Origin of the sequence: Achromobacter sp. GD03932, from assembly GCF_029839485.1 — a bacterium.
Lineage (GTDB): Bacteria > Pseudomonadota > Gammaproteobacteria > Burkholderiales > Burkholderiaceae_B > Achromobacter > Achromobacter bronchisepticus_A.
This window is the reverse complement of the sequence record NZ_JAOCAT010000016.1, coordinates 55,328-75,361: the sequence shown is the minus strand read 5'-3', so window position 1 is coordinate 75,361 and position 20,034 is coordinate 55,328. Positions and strand designations below refer to the sequence as shown.

Sequence of the window (20,034 nt, the reverse complement as noted above, 5' to 3'; positions counted from 1 at the left end):
TCGGCGGGCTTTTTGTCACTAAGCGCGGTACATCAGGCCTTGCTGGGCGCCAGCGCCGGATCCAGCGAAATGCGCTCATCGAAGACGAAGCATTTGCCGTCATAGCCGGGGCCGCCGGTTTCCTCGAAGTACTTGAGGATGCCGCCGTCGAGCTGGTAGACGTGTTCGATGCCGGCCTCGTTCATGTAGATCGCGGCCTTTTCGCAGCGGATGCCGCCGGTGCAGAAGCTGACCACGGTCTTGCCTTCCAGCTCGGCGCGGTGCGCCTGTACCGCAGCGGGAAACTGGGTGAAGCGTTCGATGCGCCAGTCGATGGCGTTCGTGAAGGTGCCCTCGTCGACCTCGAAAGCGTTGCGCGTGTCCAGCATGACCACGGGCCGTCCGGCGTCGTCCACGCCGGCCTCCAGCCAACGCGCCAGCGTCTTCGCATCGACGCCGGGCGCGCGGCCCGCTTCCGGGCGGATCGCCGGATGATCCATGCGGATGATCTCGCGCTTGATCTTCACCAGCAGCTTGCGGAACGGCACTGCCGCGCTATGGCTGAACTTGACTTCCAGGTCGGCGAAGCGCGGATCGGCGCGCAGCGTGCGCAGAAACGCGTCGATGCCATCCGCCGAACCCGCCAGGAACAGGTTGATGCCCTCTTCGGCCAACAGGATGGTGCCCTTGAGCGCGGCCTGGCCGGCCTCGTCCAGAAGGCGGGCGCGCAGCTCGGGCAGGGCATCCAGCGAAACGAATTTGTAAGCGGCGATATTGACGACGGAAGTCATGGAAAAGCGGAAAAAAAGCGGGCGACGAAAGGCGTAATAGTAAACGCTGGGCGGTTTTTACCACCCGCCGCCCCGCTTGATCCCGCTCAACGATTGACGATTTCCTGCTCGACTACCGCGTCCAGCACCCATTGCACCGTCGACGCATCGGCCGGCGGATTCGGGTTGCGGACCTCGACCACGCGCAGGCGGTAACGCACGCCAGGCTGGAAGTTGAAGCCCGTGATTTCGCCGTACCAGAGCTGCCAGGGCTGCCCGGCGCTGTCGCGCACCTGGTAGCACATGGCGCGGCCCGCGCCGGCGGTGCAAGGCACGCGCTCCGAGTTCACGTAGACCAGCTTGGTCGGCCCCTGCTGGCCGCCCGCGATGGGGTCGGTGCGACGCCCGAAGTCCAGCCGGTCGCCCGAGCTGAGCACCCAGGTCATGCGCTGCGGATTGTTGGCGTTGTCCACCGACGAGGCGGTGATGCTGGTGAGCGCGGCCAGGAAATCCTGCTCCAGCTTCATGTTCTGCGGCGCGCAGGCCATCCTGGTCGACACCGGACGTCCCTGCACGATCAGCAAGCCGTTGGCGACGGTGTAGGAACCGTTGTACTGGTTGCAGCCGGAGAAACCGGAGATGCGCGGCGAGCCCTGGTCATGGATGAAGCTCGCCGTAAGCGGACGCGAATTGGAGGACGGATGCGGAATCTGCCGCAAGCCGCCGCCCGGCAAGGTCCAGCGCGCCAGGTCCCAACTGGTCTGCGCCAGCATGTCGGATGCGGAAGCGGGCTGGAAGCGCGGATCCTGGCCATCCGCGGCGCGCTGAGGCGGCGCGGAGCAGGCGGCCAGGCCGATGGACAACAGGCAAGGCGCCAGCCAGCGCAAAGACGCGGAAAAGGGCATGAGAGTCTCCCGGGGAAAAGCGAGGAATGCAGCGCCCGCGCAAGGCGGCGGGCCGGACCACGCCATTGTAGGCTTGCCCCGGCACCGTTATTCACGGCTTAACACTCTTTGATGCGCGCCCCGCCGGCCGCGTCAGGGGGTGGGCGGGTCCTGGCGCCGCGCGAACTCCAGCACGTCGCCGCCGCGCAGATTGAAAGTCAGGTGCCGTGGCGCGCCGCCGTTGTCCAGCGTGAACGTGTCGATGGACGCCAGGCCGCGCAGATAGTCCGCCTCGAGACGGGCGCGTTCCGGCGCGGGGCAGGCCATGCGCGTGGCGGCTGGGGCGTCGATGTAGAGCTTGCCGCCTTCGAGCTTGTAGGTGCCCATGTAGCGATTGCAGCCGGAAAAGCCATTGACGCGGTACTGCTTGCCTTGCGCCAGGAACGTCAGGCGCACGGGTTCGCCGTTGTCGCCATGGGGAATGTCGCGCAGCGCGCCGCCCGCCTGGGTCCAACGCACCAGTTCCCAACTGGTCTGGGCCAGCGAATCCGCGCTGCTGGCGGCGTTGGCCGCAGCCGCGCCTTGCGGGCGCGCGCCGCCAGTCGATCCGGCGCAACCCGCCAGGGCCGCGGCCAGCAGAGCCGGGGCAATCAGGCGGCAGCGCGTGGACAAGAGCTTGGACATGTACGGGACTCCATCAATTACACATCCCTCGACTGTAACCGGCCTTGTGGTCCCGCATGCGTGTTCTCAGCCCATAAGCGGTATCCAAAAGCAGCACGGCGTTGCGGGACCACGCTCCAATTGCATGGCCTTGCTGCATCGAACGCCCCATGGCGGCGGCGCACATCGACGCGCAGAATCAGTACAGATCGCCATCCGTGCCAGGCCGGCATGCAAGCGCGGAAGCCGATCGCAACGACCGCAGGCGCAGGTGTCCGGCTCCTCACGGGGGCCAAAAATAAGATCAATCCGGGGAGACACGGCGATGGGCTTTTTGAGAACCTTGTTGGCATTGTCGGTGGTGCTGGACCATCTGGGCGCAGGCGCCACCGATCATCTGGTGGGCGGCCGTCTCGCGGTACAGCTGTTCTACGTCATTTCAGGCTTCCTGATTTCCTATGTACTCACCGCCACCGACCACTATCAAGGCGCGGTGGGCAAGTTCTATGCAAACCGCTTCCTGCGGCTGTTCCCGATCTATCTTGCCGTTGCGGCGCTGACGCTGGCTGCGCACGTGATGAGCGGCGGCGCATTCTTCCGCATCTACGACGCGCTGCCCTTCAGCGCCGAGCTGTTCCTGGTGCTCTCCAACATTTTCATCATGGGTCAGGACTGGCTGATGTTCTTCGGCATCGAACATTCAGCGCTGAAGTTCACCGGCAGCTTCGCGCACAGCGAAGTTCCGCTTTACGAAGGACTGCTGGTGCCGCAGGCATGGACGCTGGGCGTGGAGATGAGCTTCTATCTGGTCGCTCCCTTCATCCTGCATTCGCCGCGCCGGCTGCTGGCATTGCTGGCCGCATCGCTGGCGTTGCGCGGCGTGCTGATCGCCACGGGCATAGGCTTGAGCGATCCCTGGACGTATCGGTTCTTCCCGACGGAACTCGCTCTGTTCCTGCTCGGTTCGCTGTCGCACCAGGTGCTGTTGCCGCGCTACAAGGCCTGGACGCAGCGGATCAAGCGCCTGCCGGAAATCGGCACGGCCGTGCTGGCGGCCTACTGTGTGCTGCATTTCTCGATCGCCATGAACCACAATGTGCGCGACGGTCTGGCCGTGCTGCTGTTCGCGGCGTTGCTGCCGCTGGCCTTCCTGTTCCAGTCGCGCCACAGGCTCGACAAGGCGATAGGCGAGTTGAGCTACCCGATCTACATCTGCCATTCGCTGGTGATCATGTTCTTCAAGTGGCTGCTTGAAGAAGCGCATCTGGATCAGCCGCTGCTGTTCATGGCCCTGGTGATCACGAGCACCATCGCATTCTCGGCCCTGCTCAACAGCGTGATTGCGGACCCCATCGAACGCCTGCGCAGCCGCCTGCGCACCGACGACCGCGATCCAGCGCCTGCGTCCGACGCCAGGCGGCGCCCCGCTGGCGCCCCCGCGCAGCCCCTCGGGTCTATTCGCCGCGTGCCTTGATGTAGGCGGCCAGCACTTGTTCGATCTGCCGCTTTTCCTGGGAACTCAGGCGCGCATAGGTGGCATAGGAGATGGATTCGAACGGCCAGGCGGCAGGGAGCGCCACACGCTCCGCGCCCGCCTGGATGGCGCCCGGCTCCGGGTTCAGCATCGGCCCTTCGCCGGTGCTGAGCCACATGGGATTGACGCATAGCGCACGGGTCAGCTTGATGAGGGCGTCGCTGGACGGCCGCCGGCGCTGCCCGCTCTCGTAGTTGCCGATAGCGCTTTGCGACAGGTTGCTTGCGACCGCCAAGTCCTTTTGAGTCCATCCCTGAAGCATTCTTGCGTTGCGCAGACGATGGCTAAACGTGTCCAATCGATCAACCTGAGACATTAATAAGAATTTATTTTTTGATTAAAACATCTCAATACTGGCGCCAAATAAACGGATTGCGCCCCAATTGCGGGGCTAATCCGTAAATCGCGCCTTGCGGCCGCCTGCGCACGCATCAAGCCGGTTCCAAGCGCCTCGCAGAAGGCCGAGGCGCCATCAAAAAGACCATATCTATCATTGGCTTGCATAGGCCAACCAGTATCACGGCGCGGTGGCGCCCCTCGGCCTGCAAGCGCACTGCAGGGGCAAAAGCCTGGCGAGTTTATGGCGTTTCACGTATTCAAAATCGAAAATAATGTATCGGCGATACATAATGCGTTAACACCCGCGTCCCAAAACAAACAGTATTTCAAGCGTTTCCATGGCGCAGCCCCCACGCTTTCTGTTACTGTCAGAAACTACAGAAACGTATCTTCACAAAAAAACACGCCCGTGTTTAAATGAAACACGGGCGTGACTTCCAAGCAGCATCGAAGCATGGGCGGCCATCGGCATAAGCACGAAACCAGGGGCAATCCCCCCGGCCTCGCGCCCATCCGAACAACACCGCCCGGCGCTCTCGCGCCTCGGCGCGCAGCACAGGGAGACGGGCATGACACGCAGCGCCACGCCTAGGCATCAGGCACAGCCGCCCAGGCCGGTCTCCTCATTGGAAGCATCAATGAACAACACGCTGGATGTCATATTTCTGGGTCACGACGACGCGCGGCATGCGGGACTCATCGAAGCCCTCTCGCACCTGGGTTTCAACGTGCGCCGCTGCCACGACCTGGCCGACGTCTACGACAGATACTCGCGCCGCCCCTGCCCGCTGGTAGTGCTGAAGGCGCCGCTGCCCGACATCCACAATGCCGCAGTCCGGCTGCGCGCCGTGGACCGCGGCCTGGGCATTGTCGCCATCGCCGCATTCGCCGATGCCGAAAGCCGCATCCGCACGTTGCTCTGCGGCGCGGATGCCTGCCTGCCCCCGGACGTATCCGGGCTGGAGCTGGCGGCGGCGCTGCAGGCGCTGGTGCGCCGCGCGGTCGGCCTGGACGGCGCGGACTCCGCAGCCGACGGACACACGCCGGATGAATCCGCGCACGACACCTGGCGCCTTGCGAACAAGGGCTGGACCCTGATCAGCCCCGCGGGCCGCACGCTGGGGCTGACCACCGGCGAGCGCGACTTCCTGTCGCGGCTGGTGAACGCGCCCGACCGCAAGGTCAGCCGCGATGCCTTCTACGCGGACGGCGCGGACGACGCCGACAGCGGCATCTCGCGGCGCCGTTTCGTGGACGTCATGATCAGCCGCTTGCGGCGCAAGGCGACGGCCAACCAGATGACGCTGCCGATCCGCGCCGTGCACGGCTGGGGCTACATGTTCGCAGCGGACATCGCGCTGGACCTGGATTTTCGGATAACCGGGGAAGAAAGCCGCCTGGAGGCCCAGGGCGACTGGCGCCGCGAAACGGCGGACGCGAACGCGTCCATCTGAGGTCCGGCCCACAACGGGCCTGGACGAAAAAAACGCGGCGCTGCCTCGAAAGGCTAAGACGCCGCGCTAAAACAACACGTGAGCCTGGAGTCATCAGCCGGCACTGATGCCTACTACCTGGATCACGCGATTCCAACATTCGTGCCTCATACTCACGTACGGTCAGACCGTGAACCTGGGCCGGGTCTCTAGTCCCTGCACAGGCTGCAACGTGATCAACGCCTGGCGATTCGTCCGCTTGCTAAAACAGCGGGCGTCCCGCCCTTATCAGCGGCGTTCCTCATGGATAGCCGCTTGATGCACGAAGTTTAGGACCTCGGACAGGTTTCCAGTAATTCTTTGTTGATAGCCTTCCATACATATCTGATATAGCGCGGCACGCCCCCTACAATGCCGGCAAAGGACTTGGGACCCGTTCCCGCCAACGCCATGCCCACACTGCCCGTTCCTCTCAAGCACCGCCTGCGCAAACTGCTGGCGCTGTTTCCGCCCAACTGGTGCCTGGCCATCCTGGTGGCGCTGGACGGCTATGCCTTCATGCATCCGGTGCTGCGCGAGGTGCGGGCGCGCGAGTACGGATTCTGGCTCGCCATCGACAACTGGCATGAGGTCATGCGCGTGGTGGGCCTGCTGGAGATACCGCGCCTGGTGTTGGGCGTGGGGCTGCAGGTCATTGCGCTGGGACTGATCCTCAAGGCGCGCATCGCCTGGGCGTTCTCGCTGGTGCTGCTGATCGGCGTGGGCACCTTCGCCATCATGGGAGACAGCGGCCGCGCCGGCCTGGGCATCTATACGCTGGTCCTCGTCATCGCGTTGATCGCCTACTGGCGCCGCTTCGACCGCGCCAGCGTGACCGCCGGTTCGCTGTTCGCCCTGGTCAGCATGCTGTCGCTGCTGATCTACGCGGTCTTCGGCACGCTCTATCTGGGCAACGAATTCAATCCGCCCATCACGGACGCCACCACCGCGCTCTACTTCTCCATCGTATCCATGTCCACGGTCGGTTATGGCGACATCACCCCGCACACCGGAACCGCGCGGCTGTTCACCGCGTCGATTATCATCCTGGGCATCACCATCTTCGCCACCTCCATCAGCGCGATCGCCGGGCCGGTGATCGGCGGCAATCTGAAACGGCTGGTCAAAGGCAGGTTCTCCACCGCCATGCGCAAAAACCACATCATCATCGCGGGCGCGACGCCCCTGGCCATGAGCGTCTACGACGGCCTGCGCCGCCGCGGCGACGAAGTCACCGTCATCGTGCCTCCCGGCGTGCCGCAGGAATATCCGGCGGCCACGGACCTGATCGAAGGCGACCCGTCCAGCGTGGACGTGCTGCACAACGCGGGCGTGACGCGCGCGCGCTACGTGCTGGCGCTGCGCGACGACGACGCCGAGAACGCCTTCATCGTGCTGGCAGCAAAGGAAGCTTGCGGCGAAAACGGCGCCAAGACGGTCGCGCTGGTCAACACCAGCAAGCACCTGGAAAAGATCCGCCGGGTGAACCCCGACCTGGTGTTCTCCGTGCAACTGCTGGGCGCCGAGCTGCTGGCCCGCGCCATCAATGGCGAGCCCATGGACAGCCAGAGCATCACCGACCTGTTCTTCGCCAAGGCCGCCCCCAACGGCAAGGCCGCCTGAGGACTATGCGTCGCCGGGCTGTTCATGCCCGGCGTACCAGCGCACGAATTCGGCCGACGGCATCGGCCGCGCGAACAGATAGCCCTGGATGAACGCCACGCCGCGCGCCTTCAGGTAGTCGAATTGATAGGGCGTTTCCACGCCTTCCGCCACGACCGACAGCCCCAGACGATGCGCCAGCGTGATGATGGCGTCCAGCACGGGCGCTTCTTCGCCCGCGGGTCCGATGGCCTGCACGAAGCCCTGGTCGACTTTCAGGTAGTCCACCGGAAATTTCTGCAGATACGACAGCGAACAGTGGCCGGTGCCGAAATCGTCGATCGCCACGCGCAGGCCCTGGGCGCGCAAGGCATCGATGTTGCGTCGTGCCTGCCCGTTGTCCGTGATCAAGCTGCGTTCGGTGATCTCCAGCACCACCAGCGGATGCCGCGCCGCGACCTGGGCCGCAAAGGACTGCACGTCGGACAGCAGTTCCGCGCTGGACAAGTGCTCGGCCGCGATGTTCACGCCGATGTGGAAATCCGGCGGCGTGGGCCAGGTCCGCATGTCGCGCACGATCAGCGTGAGCAGGTGCTGGGTCAGCGGAATGATCATGCCCTCGGCTTCGGCCTCGGCGATGAAGACATCCGGACGTACCGGCCCGATACCCGGCCGCTCCCAGCGCATCAACGCCTCCACACCCTCGCAACGGCCCGTGGCCTGCCCGTACACGGGCTGGTAGTGCACCAGGAACTCGCCGGCCGCCATGGCGCGGCGCAGCCGTTCCCTGACCGAACGCCTGCTGACCTGCAGCCGGTGCGTGGCCACGGCCAGGCCCAGGCCGAGCAGCAGCGCCACCGGCAGATACGTCGTCATGGACCGCGACCACGCGCGCACCAGGGTTTCGGGCGGCGCCAGGACGTTGACCCTGAGGCCCGTCGCGGTGGCGTCGTCCCCGTCGCGCAGCGGCACCGCGCGCGCCGCCGCGCCGCCCCAGGAATCGCTGCGTATCGGCGCGCCGTTCCTGCCGACGACCAATTCCAGCTGCAGGTCGTCCATGGTGGCCACGGCATTCACCAGGTCCTGCACGTAACGGCCATCCACCACCACGATGCCGCCATGGCCGTCGGCGCCGGACTTGCCTATCAGGATGGCCGGACGCTCCGGCGCCAAGGGGGTGCCAGCCACCGAGATCTGCCAGTGATCCGACACGACGTTGATTATCCATTTGCTGAAATCGTCGAGCGACGCGTCCACGGCGCCTACCGCCGATGAGCAGTAGACGCGCTGGTCGCGCACCAGGACCAGGGAACGGAAATACGGATTCAGGGCGCCCCAGCGTTGCAGCATGGGCAGCACCTCGTCGCAAGGCTTGCCAGCCTGTTCCGCCACCCGCCCCAACATGTCCTGGGATTGGATGAGGATGCTCTCGGCCTGGGCGCGCACGATGCGCGCGGCGGTCTCGCCTTCGAGCCGCTGCGCGTTGTGCGCCTGCAGCCAGGTCCAGCCGACACAGGCCAGGATGGGTAGCACCAAAGCCAGGGCCACTGGCAGATAACGCCAGGACGGTGTGTCGCCGGTCACTCCCGATGTCGCCATGTCACCTCGCCGCGTAGGTCGTGCATGGCCGCCGCGCGACCACTCTGGATAGGACACCAAGCCGGGCGCAGCGTCAAGGAACTCGGTATCGCTCCGTCAGGCGGGTCCCTGGCGCAGAAGTTCGCAGATCAGCGCCACATGCGCCTGCCGCCGTTCGGGCAGGTCGATGCGCTCGTCAGGCCCCATCAGCGCGGACATGACCAGCGTATGAACAATGGGCGACAGCAGCAGCCAGGGATGCTTGAGCGCCACGCAATCGGCGCACAGACCGCGGTCGCGTGCGCGCTCCAGCAGGCGCGCGATGTCGGTTTGATGCGCCTGCGCGGTCTCCTGCCGCCAGCGCGCGGCCAGATGGGGCACGCGCCCGCTTTCGGCCAACAGCAGCCGCATGGTGCTGATCATGGCCGGATTTCCGAGGCTGACGTAGAGATGGTTGACGATGCGTTCGGCCAGATGGCGCGGCGACTGCGCGCCATCCACCACCGCGTCGATGTCGAGCCGCGAGGGGCTCAGGTGGCGCGCCAGCAGGGCTTCGAAGACCGCTTCCTTGCTCTCGAAATGCGCATAGAGCCCGCCCTTGGACAGGCCAGCGCGCAGCGCGATGTCATCCATCCTGGCGCCGGCATAGCCCGCCTGCGAGAACTCCTGCAGCGCGGCGTCGAGGATCTGCCCGACCCGCACCGCCGGAGGAAGACGACGGCGCTGCATGACCATCCCTCTGCTCCCTGTACATGTGCAATTCATTAAAAACCGACCAGTCAGTCGCTACTTTGATTCTGATCAAGGAATGCGCAGCCGCCGCACTGCACAATATCTGCAAGCACGAACCCGGTATCGGGTCCGCCCCGAAGGCGGCGACCACAAGCCTGCCCTGGGACGCGCCCGGCCCCTGCGCTGGAGAGACCCCGCATGACACTCCGCCCGTTTCCGGCCACGATCGCCACGCGCCTCGTTCCCGCAGCCCTGCTGACGCTGCTGGCCAGCGGCTGCGTGTCCATGGCGCCCGACTACGAGCGCCCCGCCCTGCCCGTGCCCGCCGCGTATTCAACCCCCGGGCCTGAAGCGACAGCGGCCCACGCCGCGGCAGCCGCCGAAATCGGCTGGCGGACCTACTTCCCCGATCCGGCGCTGCAGACGCTGATATCCACCGCTCTGGACAACAACCGCGACTTGCGCCGCGCCCTGCTGCGCGTGGAAGAAGCGCGCGCGCTGTACGGCATCCAGCGCGCCGACCAGTTCCCCACCATAGGCGTGCAAGCGGACGGCTCCCGCGCCCGCGTGCCGGGCGACCTGAACCTCACGGGACAGCCGCTGGTCTCCAGCCAATACCAGGTGGGTCTGGGCATGGCCAGCTGGGAACTGGACTTCTGGGGCCGCGTACGCAGCCTGAAGGATGCCGCCTTGCAGAACTACCTGGCCTCCGATGCGGCCGCGCGGGCCGCGACGCTGAGCCTGATCGCCGAAGTGGCGGACAGCTACCTGTCCCTGCGCGAACTGGACGAACGCCTGGCGCTGACCCGCGAGACCATCGCCTCGCGCGAAGAGTCGCTGCGCATCTTCCGCCGCCGCTTCGAGGAAGGCGCGATCTCCAAGCTGGACCTGACCCAGGTCGAAACGCTATGGCAGCAGGCCAAGGCGCTGGGCGCGGACCTGGAACAGACCCGCGCCGCCCAGGCCAGCGCGCTGGAGCTGCTGGTGGGCGCGCCGTTGAACCTGCCCAAGCTGCCCACGCATCTGGATGACGACGCAGTCATGCGCGAGCTGCCGGCGGGCCTGCCCTCGGACCTGCTGGTCAACCGCCCCGACATCGTCGCCGCCGAGCATCAGCTCCAGGCCGCCAACGCCAATATCGGCGCGGCCCGCGCCGCCTTCCTGCCGACCATTACCCTGACCGGCGCGTTCGGCACCGCCAGCAGCGAGCTGGACGGCCTGTTCTCGGGCGGCAGCCGCGCCTGGAACTTCGCGCCCAGCATCAGCCTGCCGATCTTCGATGCCGGCCGCCGTTCGGCCAACCTGGACCTGACCGAAGCGCGCCGAGACCAGGCCGTGGCCGCCTACGAACAGACCATACAGACCGCCTTCAAGGACGTGTCCGACGCGCTGTCCGCGCGCTACTGGCTGGCCGAACAGGTGGACGTGCTGCGCGCCACCGTGGCGGCGCAGAGCGAACGCGCCCGCCTTGCGCAACTGCGCTACGACCATGGCGCCTCGCCTTACCTGGAGGTGCTGGACGCGCAGCGCGATCTGCTGGCCGCCCAGCAGAAGCTCGCGCAGACGCGCCGCGCCCTGCTGTCCAGCCGCGTCCGCCTGTACGCGGCGCTGGGCGGCGGCACGCAAGCGGCGCCCGCGGCGCAGACCGCCTCCACTCCCGCCCCAGCCGCCAGCCCCCGATAAACCAATAACCAAGGATCCCCGATGCGCCTGCCTACCCGAAAACTGGTCCCTGTCCTGATCGCCCTGGCGGTCGCCGCCGGCGGCTACTACGGCTGGCGGCTGCTGTCCGACCGCGGCCCGGGCGAAGGATTCATCAGCGGCAACGGCCGCATCGAGGCCACCGAAATCGACGTGGCCGCCAAGCTGGCCGGCCGGGTGCAGGAAGTGCTGGCGGTCGAAGGCGACTTCGTCTCCGCCGGCCAGCCGCTGGCGCGCATGCAGATCGATACCCTGCAGGCGCAGCGCGAGGAAGCGCGCGCCCAGCACCAGCAGGCCGTCAACGGCGCCGCCAGCGCCAGCGCGCAGGTTGCCCAACGCGAAAGCGACAAGCTGGCCGCCGAGGCCGTGGTGGTGCAGCGTGAAAGCGAGCTGGATGCCGCGCGCCGCCGCCTGGCCCGTTCCGAGACGCTATCCAAGGAAGGCGCCTCGTCCATCCAGGAGCTGGACGACGACCGCGCCCGCGTGCGCAGCGCGCAGGCCTCGGTGCACGCCGCGCGCGCGCAGGTGAAGGCCGCGCAGGCCGCCATCGATGCCGCGCGCGCCGCCGAGGTCGGCGCCCGATCCGCCGTCACCGCCGCACTGGCCACCATCGCCCGCATCGAGGCCGACATTGCCGACAGCGAGCTGCGCGCGCCGCGCGACGGCCGCGTGCAGTACCGCGTGGCGCAGCCCGGCGAAGTGCTGGGCGCGGGCGGCAAGGTGCTGAACATGGTGGACCTGACCGATGTCTACATGACCTTCTTCCTGCCCGAGCAGGCGGCCGGCCGCGTGGCGCTGGGCCAGGACGTGCGCATCATCCTCGACGCCGCGCCGCAATACGTCATCCCAGCCAAGGTGTCCTTCGTGGCCAGCACCGCGCAGTTCACGCCCAAGACGGTGGAAACGGCCAGCGAACGGCAGAAGCTGATGTTCCGCGTCAAGGCCCAGATCAGCCCCGAGCTGCTGCGGCGGCACCTGAAGCAGGTCAAGACCGGCCTGCCGGGCGTGGCCTGGCTGAAGCTCGATGCCGACGCGCAATGGCCCGCCAACCTTGAAGTCAAGGTGCCTTGATGGCCTCCCCGGACACCGCGCCCGTGGTGACGCTGTCCGGCGTCAGCCTGCGCTACGGCAAGACGGTGGCGCTGGACGGCATCACCCTGGACATTCCCGCGGGCCGCATGGTCGGGCTGATCGGCCCGGACGGCGTCGGCAAATCCAGCCTGCTGGCCTTGATCGCGGGTTCGCGCGCGGTGCAGGAAGGCAAGGTGGACGTGCTGGACGGCGACATGGCCAGCCGCCGCCATCGCGACGACGTATGCCCGCGCATCGCCTACATGCCGCAGGGCCTGGGCAAGAATCTCTATCCCACCCTGTCGGTCGAAGAGAACCTGCAGTTCTTCGGCCGCCTGTTCGGCCATGACGAAGCCGAGCGCCGCCGGCGCATCGACAGCCTGACGCGCAGCACCGGCATGTCGGCCTTCCTGTCGCGCCCGGCCGGCAAGCTGTCCGGCGGCATGAAGCAGAAGCTGGGGCTGTGCTGCGCCCTGATCCACGACCCCGACCTGCTGATCCTGGACGAGCCGACCACCGGCGTGGATCCGCTGGCGCGCGCGCAGTTCTGGGACCTGATCAACGAGATCCGGCGCGAACGCAGCGGCATGAGCGTGATCGTGGCCACGGCCTACATGGACGAGGCGCAGCGCTTCGACTGGCTGATCGCCATGGACGAAGGCCGCGTGCTGGCCACCGGCACGCCCGCCGAACTGCAGCAGCGCACCGGCGCGGACTCGCTGGAAGCCGCTTTCATCGCCTTGCTGCCGGAAGAAAAGCGCCGCGGCCACAAGCCGGTGGAGATCGTGCCGCTGGCCATCGACGAGGACGCCGAGATCGCCATCGAGGCGCGCGACCTGACCATGCGCTTCGGCGACTTCGTCGCGGTGGACCACGTCAACTTCCGCATCCGCAAGGGCGAGATCTTCGGCTTCCTGGGATCGAACGGCTGCGGCAAGTCCACCACCATGAAAATGCTGACCGGCCTGCTGCCGGCAAGCGAAGGACAGGCCTGGCTGTTCGGCGCCGAGGTCGATCCGCGCAACATCGATACCCGCCGCCGCGTGGGCTACATGTCGCAGGCGTTTTCGCTGTACGGCGAACTGACCGTGATGCAGAACCTGGTGCTGCATGCGCGCCTGTTCCACGTACCGGAGGCCGAGATTCCCGCGCGCGTGGACGAGATGGTGCAGCGCTTCGACCTGGGCGAAGTGCTGGACACCTTGCCCGAGAACCTGCCCATGGGCGTGCGCCAGCGCCTGTCGCTGGCCGTGGCCATGGTGCACAAGCCCGAACTGCTGATCCTGGACGAACCGACCTCGGGCGTGGACCCCGTCGCGCGCGACAACTTCTGGCGGCTGCTGATCGCGCTGGCGCGGCAGGACCAGGTCACCATCTTCATTTCCACCCATTTCATGAACGAGGCGCAGCGCTGCGACCGCATGTCGCTGATGCATGCGGGCAAGGTGCTGGTCAGTGCATCTCCGGACGAGATCACGCGCATGCGCGGCGCGCAAACGCTGGAAGAGGCTTTCATCGCCTACCTGATCGACGCGGGCGCCGGCACCAAGCCTGAAGACGCTGACGCGCAGGCCGCTCCCGCCTTGGCGTCCAGCCCGGCCGAAGCGCCGGAGCACCGCGGCTTCAGCCTGCAGCGCATGCTGAGTTACATGTGGCGTGAATCGCTGGAACTGCGCCGCGATCCGGTGCGCGCCACGCTGGCCCTGGCCGGGTCGCTGCTGCTGATGTTCGTGATGGGCTTTGGCATCAGCATGGACGTGGAGGACCTGCGCTATGCGGTGATGGACCGCGACCAGACAGGCCTGAGCCACAACTACAGCCTGAACCTGGCGGGTTCGCGCTACTTCATCGAGCATGCGCCCATTTCGAGCTACGAGGAGATGGATGCGCGCATGCGCAGCGGCGAACTGTCGCTGGCCATCGAGATTCCGCAAGGCTTCGCGCGCGACGCGGAGCGCGGCAACGGCGCGCAGATCGGCGTCTGGATCGACGGCGCCATGCCGCAGCGCGCCGAGACCATTCGCGGCTATGTGCTGGGCATGCACCAGGGCTGGCTGATGCAGCAGGCGCGCGAACGCCTGGGCGCGGACGCGACCCTGCCCGTCGGCATAGAGACGCGCTTTCGCTACAATCCGGACGTGCGCAGCCTGCCCGCCATGGTGCCCGCCGTAATTCCGCTGCTGCTCTTGATGATGCCGGCGATGCTGACGGCGCTGGCGGTGGTGCGCGAAAAGGAGCTGGGTTCCATCATCAACCTGTACGTCACGCCCGTGACGCGGCTGGAATTCCTGCTGGGCAAGCAGGCGCCCTACGTGGCGCTGGCCATGCTGAATTTCCTGCTGATGACGCTGCTGGCCGTGACGCTGTTCGGCGTACCCATCACCGGCAGCTTCCTGACCCTGCTTGCCGCCGCGCTGATCTACAACGTGGTGGCCACCGCCATCGGCCTTTTGGCCTCCACCTTCACCCGCAGCCAGATCGCGGCGCTGTTCTTCACCATGATAGGCACGCTGGTGCCCGCGGTGCAGTTCGCCGGCCTGCTGAACCCGGTGTCGTCGCTGGAAGGCGCCGGCCGCCTGATCGGCCAGGTCTACCCCGCCACGCACATGCTGACCATCAGCCGCGGCGTCTTCAGCAAGGCCCTGGACTTCTCCAACCTGCAAGGCTCGTTCTGGCCGCTGCTGATCGCCATTCCCGTCATCCTGGGCGCCTCGGCGCTGCTGCTGAAGAAACAGGAGACCTGAGATGCGGCACCTGGCCAATATCTACCGCCTGGGCGTGAAGGAGCTGTGGAGCCTGGCGCGCGATCCGATGATGCTGATCCTGATCCTCGTGTCGTTCACGCTGATGATCTACACCGCCGCCACGGCCGTGCCGGAAACCCTGCACAACGCCCCCATCGCCGTGGTCGACGAGGACGTATCGCCCCTGTCCGCGCGCATCACGTCGGCCTTTTATCCGCCGCACTTCACGCCGCCGGAGGTGACGACTTCGGCCGAGGCCGATGCCGGCATGGACGCGGGGCGCTACACCTTCTCGGTCAACATTCCGCCTAATTTCCAGCGCGACGTGCTGGCCGGGCGGCCCGCCGAAATCCAGCTCAACGTGGACGCGACCCGCATGAGCCAGGCGTTCACGGGTAGCAGCTACATCCAGCAGATCATCAGCGACGAGATCAACGAGTTCGTCAAACGCTACCGCGCGCCCACCGAACTGCCAGTGGAGCTGGCGGTGCGCATGCGCTTCAACCCCAATCTGACCCAGGCCTGGTTCGGCGCGCTGATGGAGATCATCAACAACGTCACCATGCTGTCCATCATCCTGACCGGCGCCGCGCTGATCCGCGAACGCGAGCACGGCACCATCGAGCACCTGCTGGTCATGCCGGTGACGCCGACCGAGATCATGGTCGCCAAGGTCTGGTCGATGGGGCTGGTGGTGTTGGCGTCTGCTGGGCTATCGTTGACTTTCGTGGTACGCGGCTTGCTGCAAGTACCGATCGAGGGATCGGTGGCGCTGTTCCTGGTCGGGGCGGCGCTGCACCTGTTCGCGACCACCTCCATGGGCATATTCATGGCCACGCTTGCGCGCAGCATGCCGCAGTTCGGCATGTTGCTGGTACTAGTGCTGCTGCCCCTGCAAATGCTGTCGGGCGGCACCACGCCGCGCGAAAGCATGCCGCAGTTCGTGCAGGACATCATGCTGGCCGCCCCCACCACGCACTTCGTGGAACTCGGCCAGGCCATTCTCTACCGCGGCGCAGGCTTGAGCGTCGTGTGGCAACCCTTCCTGGCGCTGGCGCTGATAGGCTCGGTCCTGTTCGCGTTCTCGCTGGCGCGCTTTCGCAAGACCCTCAGCCAGATGGCTTGAGGCCTGTGTGTTCGTTACCCCTTACCACTCTCTTAGAAGGACGGATGATGAAGAAAACCACTGCCTCCACGCCTCAGGGCCTCGCCAGCGCCAATGCCGCCTACTGCCAGCGCATGGCGCAGCTTGCGCAGGAAAGCCAGCAGCGCTGGGTTGAACTGGGCCGCCGCCTGGCCGGCGGCAACGCGGAACAATACATGGCCGCGCTGGCGCCTCTGCAACAATCCGGCAACTGGCAAGAAATCGCCCCCGCGCTGGGCGAGATGACGCGCAAGCAATGGCAAAGCCAGCTTGAGGCCAGCCAGGCCATCACCCACGCGCTGCTCGAAGAACAAGCCACCCTGGCCGCCGGCATGAGCGAAGCGATGCGCGGCTGGCTGAAACAAGCCACCGGCGGCGCCATGGGTATCGAAGACACGCCCATGGCGCAGATCTGGAAGACGCTGTCGAACCAGATGGCTTCGGCGTGCTCGGCCATGCGCGACGCCAGCCAACCGGGGGCCCATCATGACGGCTGAACGCACTGCGCTCGTCACCGGCGGGGCCGGCTGCCTTGGACAGGCCATTGCGCGCGCCCTGCACGATGCCGGCCACCAAGTCATCATCACCTACCACTCCAACGAAGACGCCGCGCGGGCGTGGGTGGACGCGGAGGCGGCCCAGGGTCGCCGCTACGCCATGTACAAGGTGGACGTGGCCGACTACGACTCGTGCCAGGCGCTGGCGCGGCGCCTTGAGGAAGACGGCCGCCAGATCGACATCCTGATCAACAACGCCGGCCTCACCCGCGATGCCAGCCTGCGCAAGATGAGCTACGAAAACTGGACGGACGTGCTGCGCGGCAACCTGGATTCCATGTTCAACATGACGCAGCCGCTATGCGGCGCCATGGCGGACCGGGGCTGGGGCCGCATCGTCAACATCTCGTCGGTCAACGGCAGCAAGGGCGCGTTCGGCCAGACCAACTACGCGGCCTCCAAGGCCGGCATCCACGGCTTCACCAAATCCCTGGCGCTGGAGCTGGCCAGGAAAGGCGTGACCGTGAACACTGTGTCGCCCGGCTACCTGGCGACGCGCATGGTGGAGGCCGTGCCCGAAGAGGTGTTGAAGGAGAAGATCCTGCCGCAGATCCCGCTGGGCCGGCTCGGCCGCCCGGAAGAGATCGGCGCGCTGGTAGCCTTCATCTGCAGCGACGCCGCGGCGTTCATGACCGGTAGCAATGTCGCCATGAACGGCGGCCAGCACATGTATTGATGCGGCAAGGGGCCGCCGCGGCTCATTCCCGCGGCGCGCCCAGCTCTTCCAGCAGGAAATCGACGAAGGCGCGAACCTTGGCCACCATGTGGCGGCGCGACGGATACACCGCGTACACGCAGGTCTCGTCGGGTTTCCAGTCCTGCAGCACGGCCTGCAGCGCGCCGCTGTCCAGGTCCTGCTGCACGTACACGCGCGGCACCAGGCTGACGCCGAAGCCAGCGCGCAAGGCATCGCGCACCGCCAGGCTGGAGCTCACCCTGTAGCGCCCCCGCACCGGCACGCGTTCGGTCTCCCCCGCGCGCTTGAAGGTCCATTCGTCCGCGTGGCCAGACAACGTGAACTGCACTCGCTCCATGTTGCGCAGCGCCAGCGGCGAGGCCGGCACGCCATGGCGCTGGAAGTAGGCCGGCGCGCCGCAAAGCACGTGGTCCAGCGTCATCAGCTTGCGCGCCACCAGGCTGGAATCCTCCAGCCGGTCGGTGCCGCGGATCGCCAGGTCGTAGCCTTCCTTGACGATGTCGATGCGCCGGTCCTCCAGGTTGAGGTCCAGCGATACCTGCGGATAACGCTGCAGGAAGCGCGGCATGGCGGCCGACAGCCGGACCAGGCTCAGCGACATGGGCGCGCTGACCCGCAAGGTGCCCGACGGCGCCTGCTGCAAGGGTCCCAGCGATTGCTCGGCTTCGCTCAGGTCGTCCAGGATGCGCGCCACCTGTTCGTAGTAGCGCGCACCGGCTTCGGTCAGGCTCATGCGGCGGGTGGTGCGGTTGAGCAGGCGCGCCGCCAGGTGGGCTTCCAGTTCGGCGATGTTCTTGCTGACGGCGGCGGGCGACAGGCCCATCTGCCGCGACGCCGCGGCGAAGCCGCCCCGCTCCACCACTTGCCGGAAGACCCTGAGCGCGGTCAGATGATCCATAGATTATTCACTATTGGTGAATGATATTGCCATTGAATTGGATATTATCGCCAAACGAGGATTCAATTAGCCTGTGGACATGGAGACGGCGCGCGTGTGACGAGCCGGCAATCTCAGCAAATCCCAAGGATGGCAGCCATGAACCACGCCCTGACCGACGCAATCGCGCAACGCATTTCCGCCAACTTCTTCGACCCCGCCCGCGGCGTGGACGACGACAACATCCATACCCTGATTGCCTGGGCCACGCGCGCCCCCACCGCCTTCAATCTGCAGAACTGGCGCTTCATCGCCGTGCGCAGCCAGGAGGGCAAGCGCCGGCTGCGCGAACTGGCGTGGAACCAGCCCAAGGTGAGCGAATCGGCGGTGACGTTCATCGTGCTGGGCGTGCTGCCCCAGGCCGCCTGGATGGCGGACCGCCTGCAACCGTCGGTGGACGCGGGCTTCATGCCGGCGGCCATGGTGCCGTCCTGGGAAGCCGCGGCCAGCCGCCTCTACGCCGACTCGCCGCAGACCCGGCGCGACGAGGCCGTGCGCAGCGCCACCTTCGGCGCCTCCACCCTGATGCTGGCGGGACAGGCCCAAGGCCTGGCCGCCAGCCCGATGACCGGCTTTGACGCCGCCGGCGTGGCCCGGGCCTTCGGCTTACGCCAGGAGGAGGTGCCGGTCATGCTGGTCGCCATGGGCTACGCGCAGGAAGGCAATTGGCCGCAGAAGCCGCGCCGCCCCGTCCGCGACGTGCTCGAACTTGCCTGAACCCTTGCCGGAGCATGACCATGAACCGCGGTTCCGATCTGCTGCTGACTGCCCTGGCGCCCGCCATCTGGGGCAGCACCTATGTCGTCACCACCCTGATGCTGCCGCAGGACTACCCGCTGACGGTCGCCATGCTGCGCGCGCTGCCGGCCGGCTTCCTGCTGCTGCTGATCGTGCGCCAGCTGCCGCAAGGCATCTGGTGGCTGCGCGCCTTCATCCTGGGCGCGCTGAACTTCTCCGTCTTCTGGGCCCTGCTGTTCGTGGCGGCCTACCGCCTGCCTGGCGGCGTGGCCGCCACGCTGGGCGCGATCCAGCCGCTGGTGGTGATCCTGCTGGCGCGCAGCCTGCTGGGCACGCCCGTGCGCGGCCTGTCGGTGCTGGCGGCGCTGGGCGGCCTGGGCGGGGTGGCGCTGCTGGTGCTGACGCCCAAGGCCGCGCTGGACCCGGTGGGCATTGCGGCCGGGCTGATCAGCGCCGCCTCGATGGCGTTGGGCACGGTGCTCAGCCGCCGCTGGCAGCCGCCGGTGTCCGCGCTCACCTTCACGTCCTGGCAACTGACGGCGGGCGGCATCCTGCTGGCGCCGCTGGCTTTCGCCGCCGAGCCCGCCCTGCCGCCGCTCACCGCACTGAACGTGGCCGGCATCGCCTATCTGGGCTTGATCGGCGCGGCCCTGACCTATGTGCTTTGGTTCCGGGGCGTGGCGCGGCTGGAACCCGCCGTGGTGTCGTCGCTGGGTTTTCTCAGCCCCATTACCGCCGTGCTGCTGGGCTGGGGCATCCTGGGGCAGCAACTGAGCGCCGCGCAGATCGCCGGCATGATGATCGTGGTCGCCAGCGTGTGGCTGAGCCAGCGCGCCCAGCGCCCGGCCGCCATCGCGCCCGCCCCGCGTCCGCTGTAACCGCGCCGGAAACG

18 protein-coding genes are annotated in these 20,034 nt (G+C 66.8%); 11 read left to right on the top strand and 7 right to left on the bottom strand.

Annotated elements, in window-relative coordinates; genetic code table 11:
* Positions 1 to 32: 32 nt before the first annotated feature.
* The 3 genes from N5C88_RS16395 to N5C88_RS16385 all read right to left on the bottom strand — a co-directional run bounded on the left by N5C88_RS16395 (position 33) and on the right by N5C88_RS16385 (position 2,317).
* Positions 33 to 770 (bottom strand): sulfurtransferase, encoded by a 738-nt coding sequence (locus tag N5C88_RS16395; protein ID WP_059371300.1) that lies wholly within the window; start codon positions 768 to 770, stop codon positions 33 to 35.
* Positions 771 to 856: 86 nt separating this feature from the next.
* Positions 857 to 1,654, bottom strand: coding sequence for an META and DUF4377 domain-containing protein (locus tag N5C88_RS16390; RefSeq protein ID WP_118931394.1), 798 nt, complete (start codon positions 1,652 to 1,654; stop codon positions 857 to 859).
* 132 nt (positions 1,655 to 1,786) lie between these two features.
* Positions 1,787 to 2,317 carry an META domain-containing protein gene (locus N5C88_RS16385; RefSeq protein WP_054452006.1) on the bottom strand — a complete coding sequence of 177 codons (531 nt, stop codon included), beginning with the start codon at positions 2,315 to 2,317 and terminating at the stop codon, positions 1,787 to 1,789.
* A gap of 304 nt (positions 2,318 to 2,621) precedes the next feature.
* Between N5C88_RS16385 and N5C88_RS16380 the strand changes: the two genes are divergently transcribed.
* The gene (locus N5C88_RS16380; RefSeq protein WP_059371297.1) at positions 2,622 to 3,770 is read left to right on the top strand and encodes an acyltransferase; all 1,149 of its coding nucleotides are present in this window, start codon (positions 2,622 to 2,624) and stop codon (positions 3,768 to 3,770) included.
* Here the strand turns inward: N5C88_RS16380 and N5C88_RS16375 are convergent.
* The gene (locus N5C88_RS16375; protein ID WP_118931395.1) at positions 3,751 to 4,146 is read right to left on the bottom strand and encodes a helix-turn-helix transcriptional regulator; all 396 of its coding nucleotides are present in this window, start codon (positions 4,144 to 4,146) and stop codon (positions 3,751 to 3,753) included. The genes N5C88_RS16380 and N5C88_RS16375 overlap by 20 nt on opposite strands.
* Positions 4,147 to 4,807: 661 nt before the next feature.
* Here N5C88_RS16375 and N5C88_RS16370 point away from each other — a divergent pair.
* A complete protein-coding gene (locus N5C88_RS16370; protein ID WP_280015792.1) occupies positions 4,808 to 5,623 on the top strand; it encodes a winged helix-turn-helix domain-containing protein in 816 nt (271 codons plus the stop codon).
* Between the two features lie 429 nt (positions 5,624 to 6,052).
* Entirely contained in the window at positions 6,053 to 7,264 is a 1,212-nt protein-coding gene (kch, locus tag N5C88_RS16365; protein WP_054452010.1) for a voltage-gated potassium channel protein, read from the top strand.
* A gap of 3 nt (positions 7,265 to 7,267) precedes the next feature.
* On the opposite strand, the gene N5C88_RS16360 is transcribed toward kch, so the two are convergent.
* Both N5C88_RS16360 and N5C88_RS16355 read right to left on the bottom strand, forming a co-directional pair.
* A complete protein-coding gene (locus N5C88_RS16360) occupies positions 7,268 to 8,842 on the bottom strand; it encodes a cyclic diguanylate phosphodiesterase (protein WP_280015790.1) in 1,575 nt (524 codons plus the stop codon).
* A 96-nt stretch (positions 8,843 to 8,938) separates the two neighbouring features.
* A complete protein-coding gene (locus N5C88_RS16355) occupies positions 8,939 to 9,556 on the bottom strand; it encodes a TetR/AcrR family transcriptional regulator (protein ID WP_059371293.1) in 618 nt (205 codons plus the stop codon).
* 195 nt (positions 9,557 to 9,751) lie between these two features.
* On the opposite strand from N5C88_RS16355, the gene N5C88_RS16350 reads away from it, so the two are divergent.
* From N5C88_RS16350 to phbB, 6 genes are read left to right on the top strand one after another with little or no spacing between them, the layout of a single operon-like run.
* Positions 9,752 to 11,236: an efflux transporter outer membrane subunit gene (locus N5C88_RS16350; RefSeq protein WP_059371292.1), complete on the top strand. Its 1,485-nt coding sequence runs from the start codon at positions 9,752 to 9,754 to the stop codon at positions 11,234 to 11,236.
* A 21-nt stretch (positions 11,237 to 11,257) separates the two neighbouring features.
* Entirely contained in the window at positions 11,258 to 12,325 is a 1,068-nt protein-coding gene (locus N5C88_RS16345; RefSeq protein WP_059371291.1) for an HlyD family efflux transporter periplasmic adaptor subunit, read from the top strand.
* A complete protein-coding gene (gene rbbA / locus N5C88_RS16340) occupies positions 12,325 to 15,069 on the top strand; it encodes a ribosome-associated ATPase/putative transporter RbbA (RefSeq protein WP_118931398.1) in 2,745 nt (914 codons plus the stop codon). The genes N5C88_RS16345 and rbbA overlap by 1 nt, the downstream gene beginning before the upstream one ends.
* A gap of 1 nt (position 15,070) precedes the next feature.
* A complete protein-coding gene (locus N5C88_RS16335; protein WP_059371289.1) occupies positions 15,071 to 16,195 on the top strand; it encodes an ABC transporter permease in 1,125 nt (374 codons plus the stop codon).
* A gap of 47 nt (positions 16,196 to 16,242) precedes the next feature.
* Complete coding sequence (locus tag N5C88_RS16330; protein ID WP_118931438.1) at positions 16,243 to 16,710, top strand: hypothetical protein; 468 nt, start codon at positions 16,243 to 16,245, stop codon at positions 16,708 to 16,710.
* Positions 16,700 to 17,446, top strand: coding sequence for an acetoacetyl-CoA reductase (gene phbB / locus N5C88_RS16325; protein WP_059371287.1), 747 nt, complete (start codon positions 16,700 to 16,702; stop codon positions 17,444 to 17,446). Before N5C88_RS16330 ends, phbB begins: the two co-directional genes overlap by 11 nt.
* Positions 17,447 to 17,468: 22 nt before the next feature.
* Here phbB and N5C88_RS16320 read toward each other — a convergent pair whose 3' ends face one another.
* Positions 17,469 to 18,365, bottom strand: a complete 897-nt coding sequence (locus N5C88_RS16320; protein ID WP_251879154.1) for a LysR family transcriptional regulator — start codon at positions 18,363 to 18,365, stop codon at positions 17,469 to 17,471.
* Between the two features lie 138 nt (positions 18,366 to 18,503).
* Here N5C88_RS16320 and N5C88_RS16315 point away from each other — a divergent pair, with 138 nt between their 5' ends.
* Positions 18,504 to 19,121: a nitroreductase family protein gene (locus N5C88_RS16315; protein ID WP_187523952.1), complete on the top strand. Its 618-nt coding sequence runs from the start codon at positions 18,504 to 18,506 to the stop codon at positions 19,119 to 19,121.
* A gap of 14 nt (positions 19,122 to 19,135) precedes the next feature.
* Positions 19,136 to 20,020: an EamA family transporter gene (locus N5C88_RS16310; RefSeq protein WP_280015788.1), complete on the top strand. Its 885-nt coding sequence runs from the start codon at positions 19,136 to 19,138 to the stop codon at positions 20,018 to 20,020.
* The last annotated feature ends 14 nt before the right edge of the window (positions 20,021 to 20,034 follow it).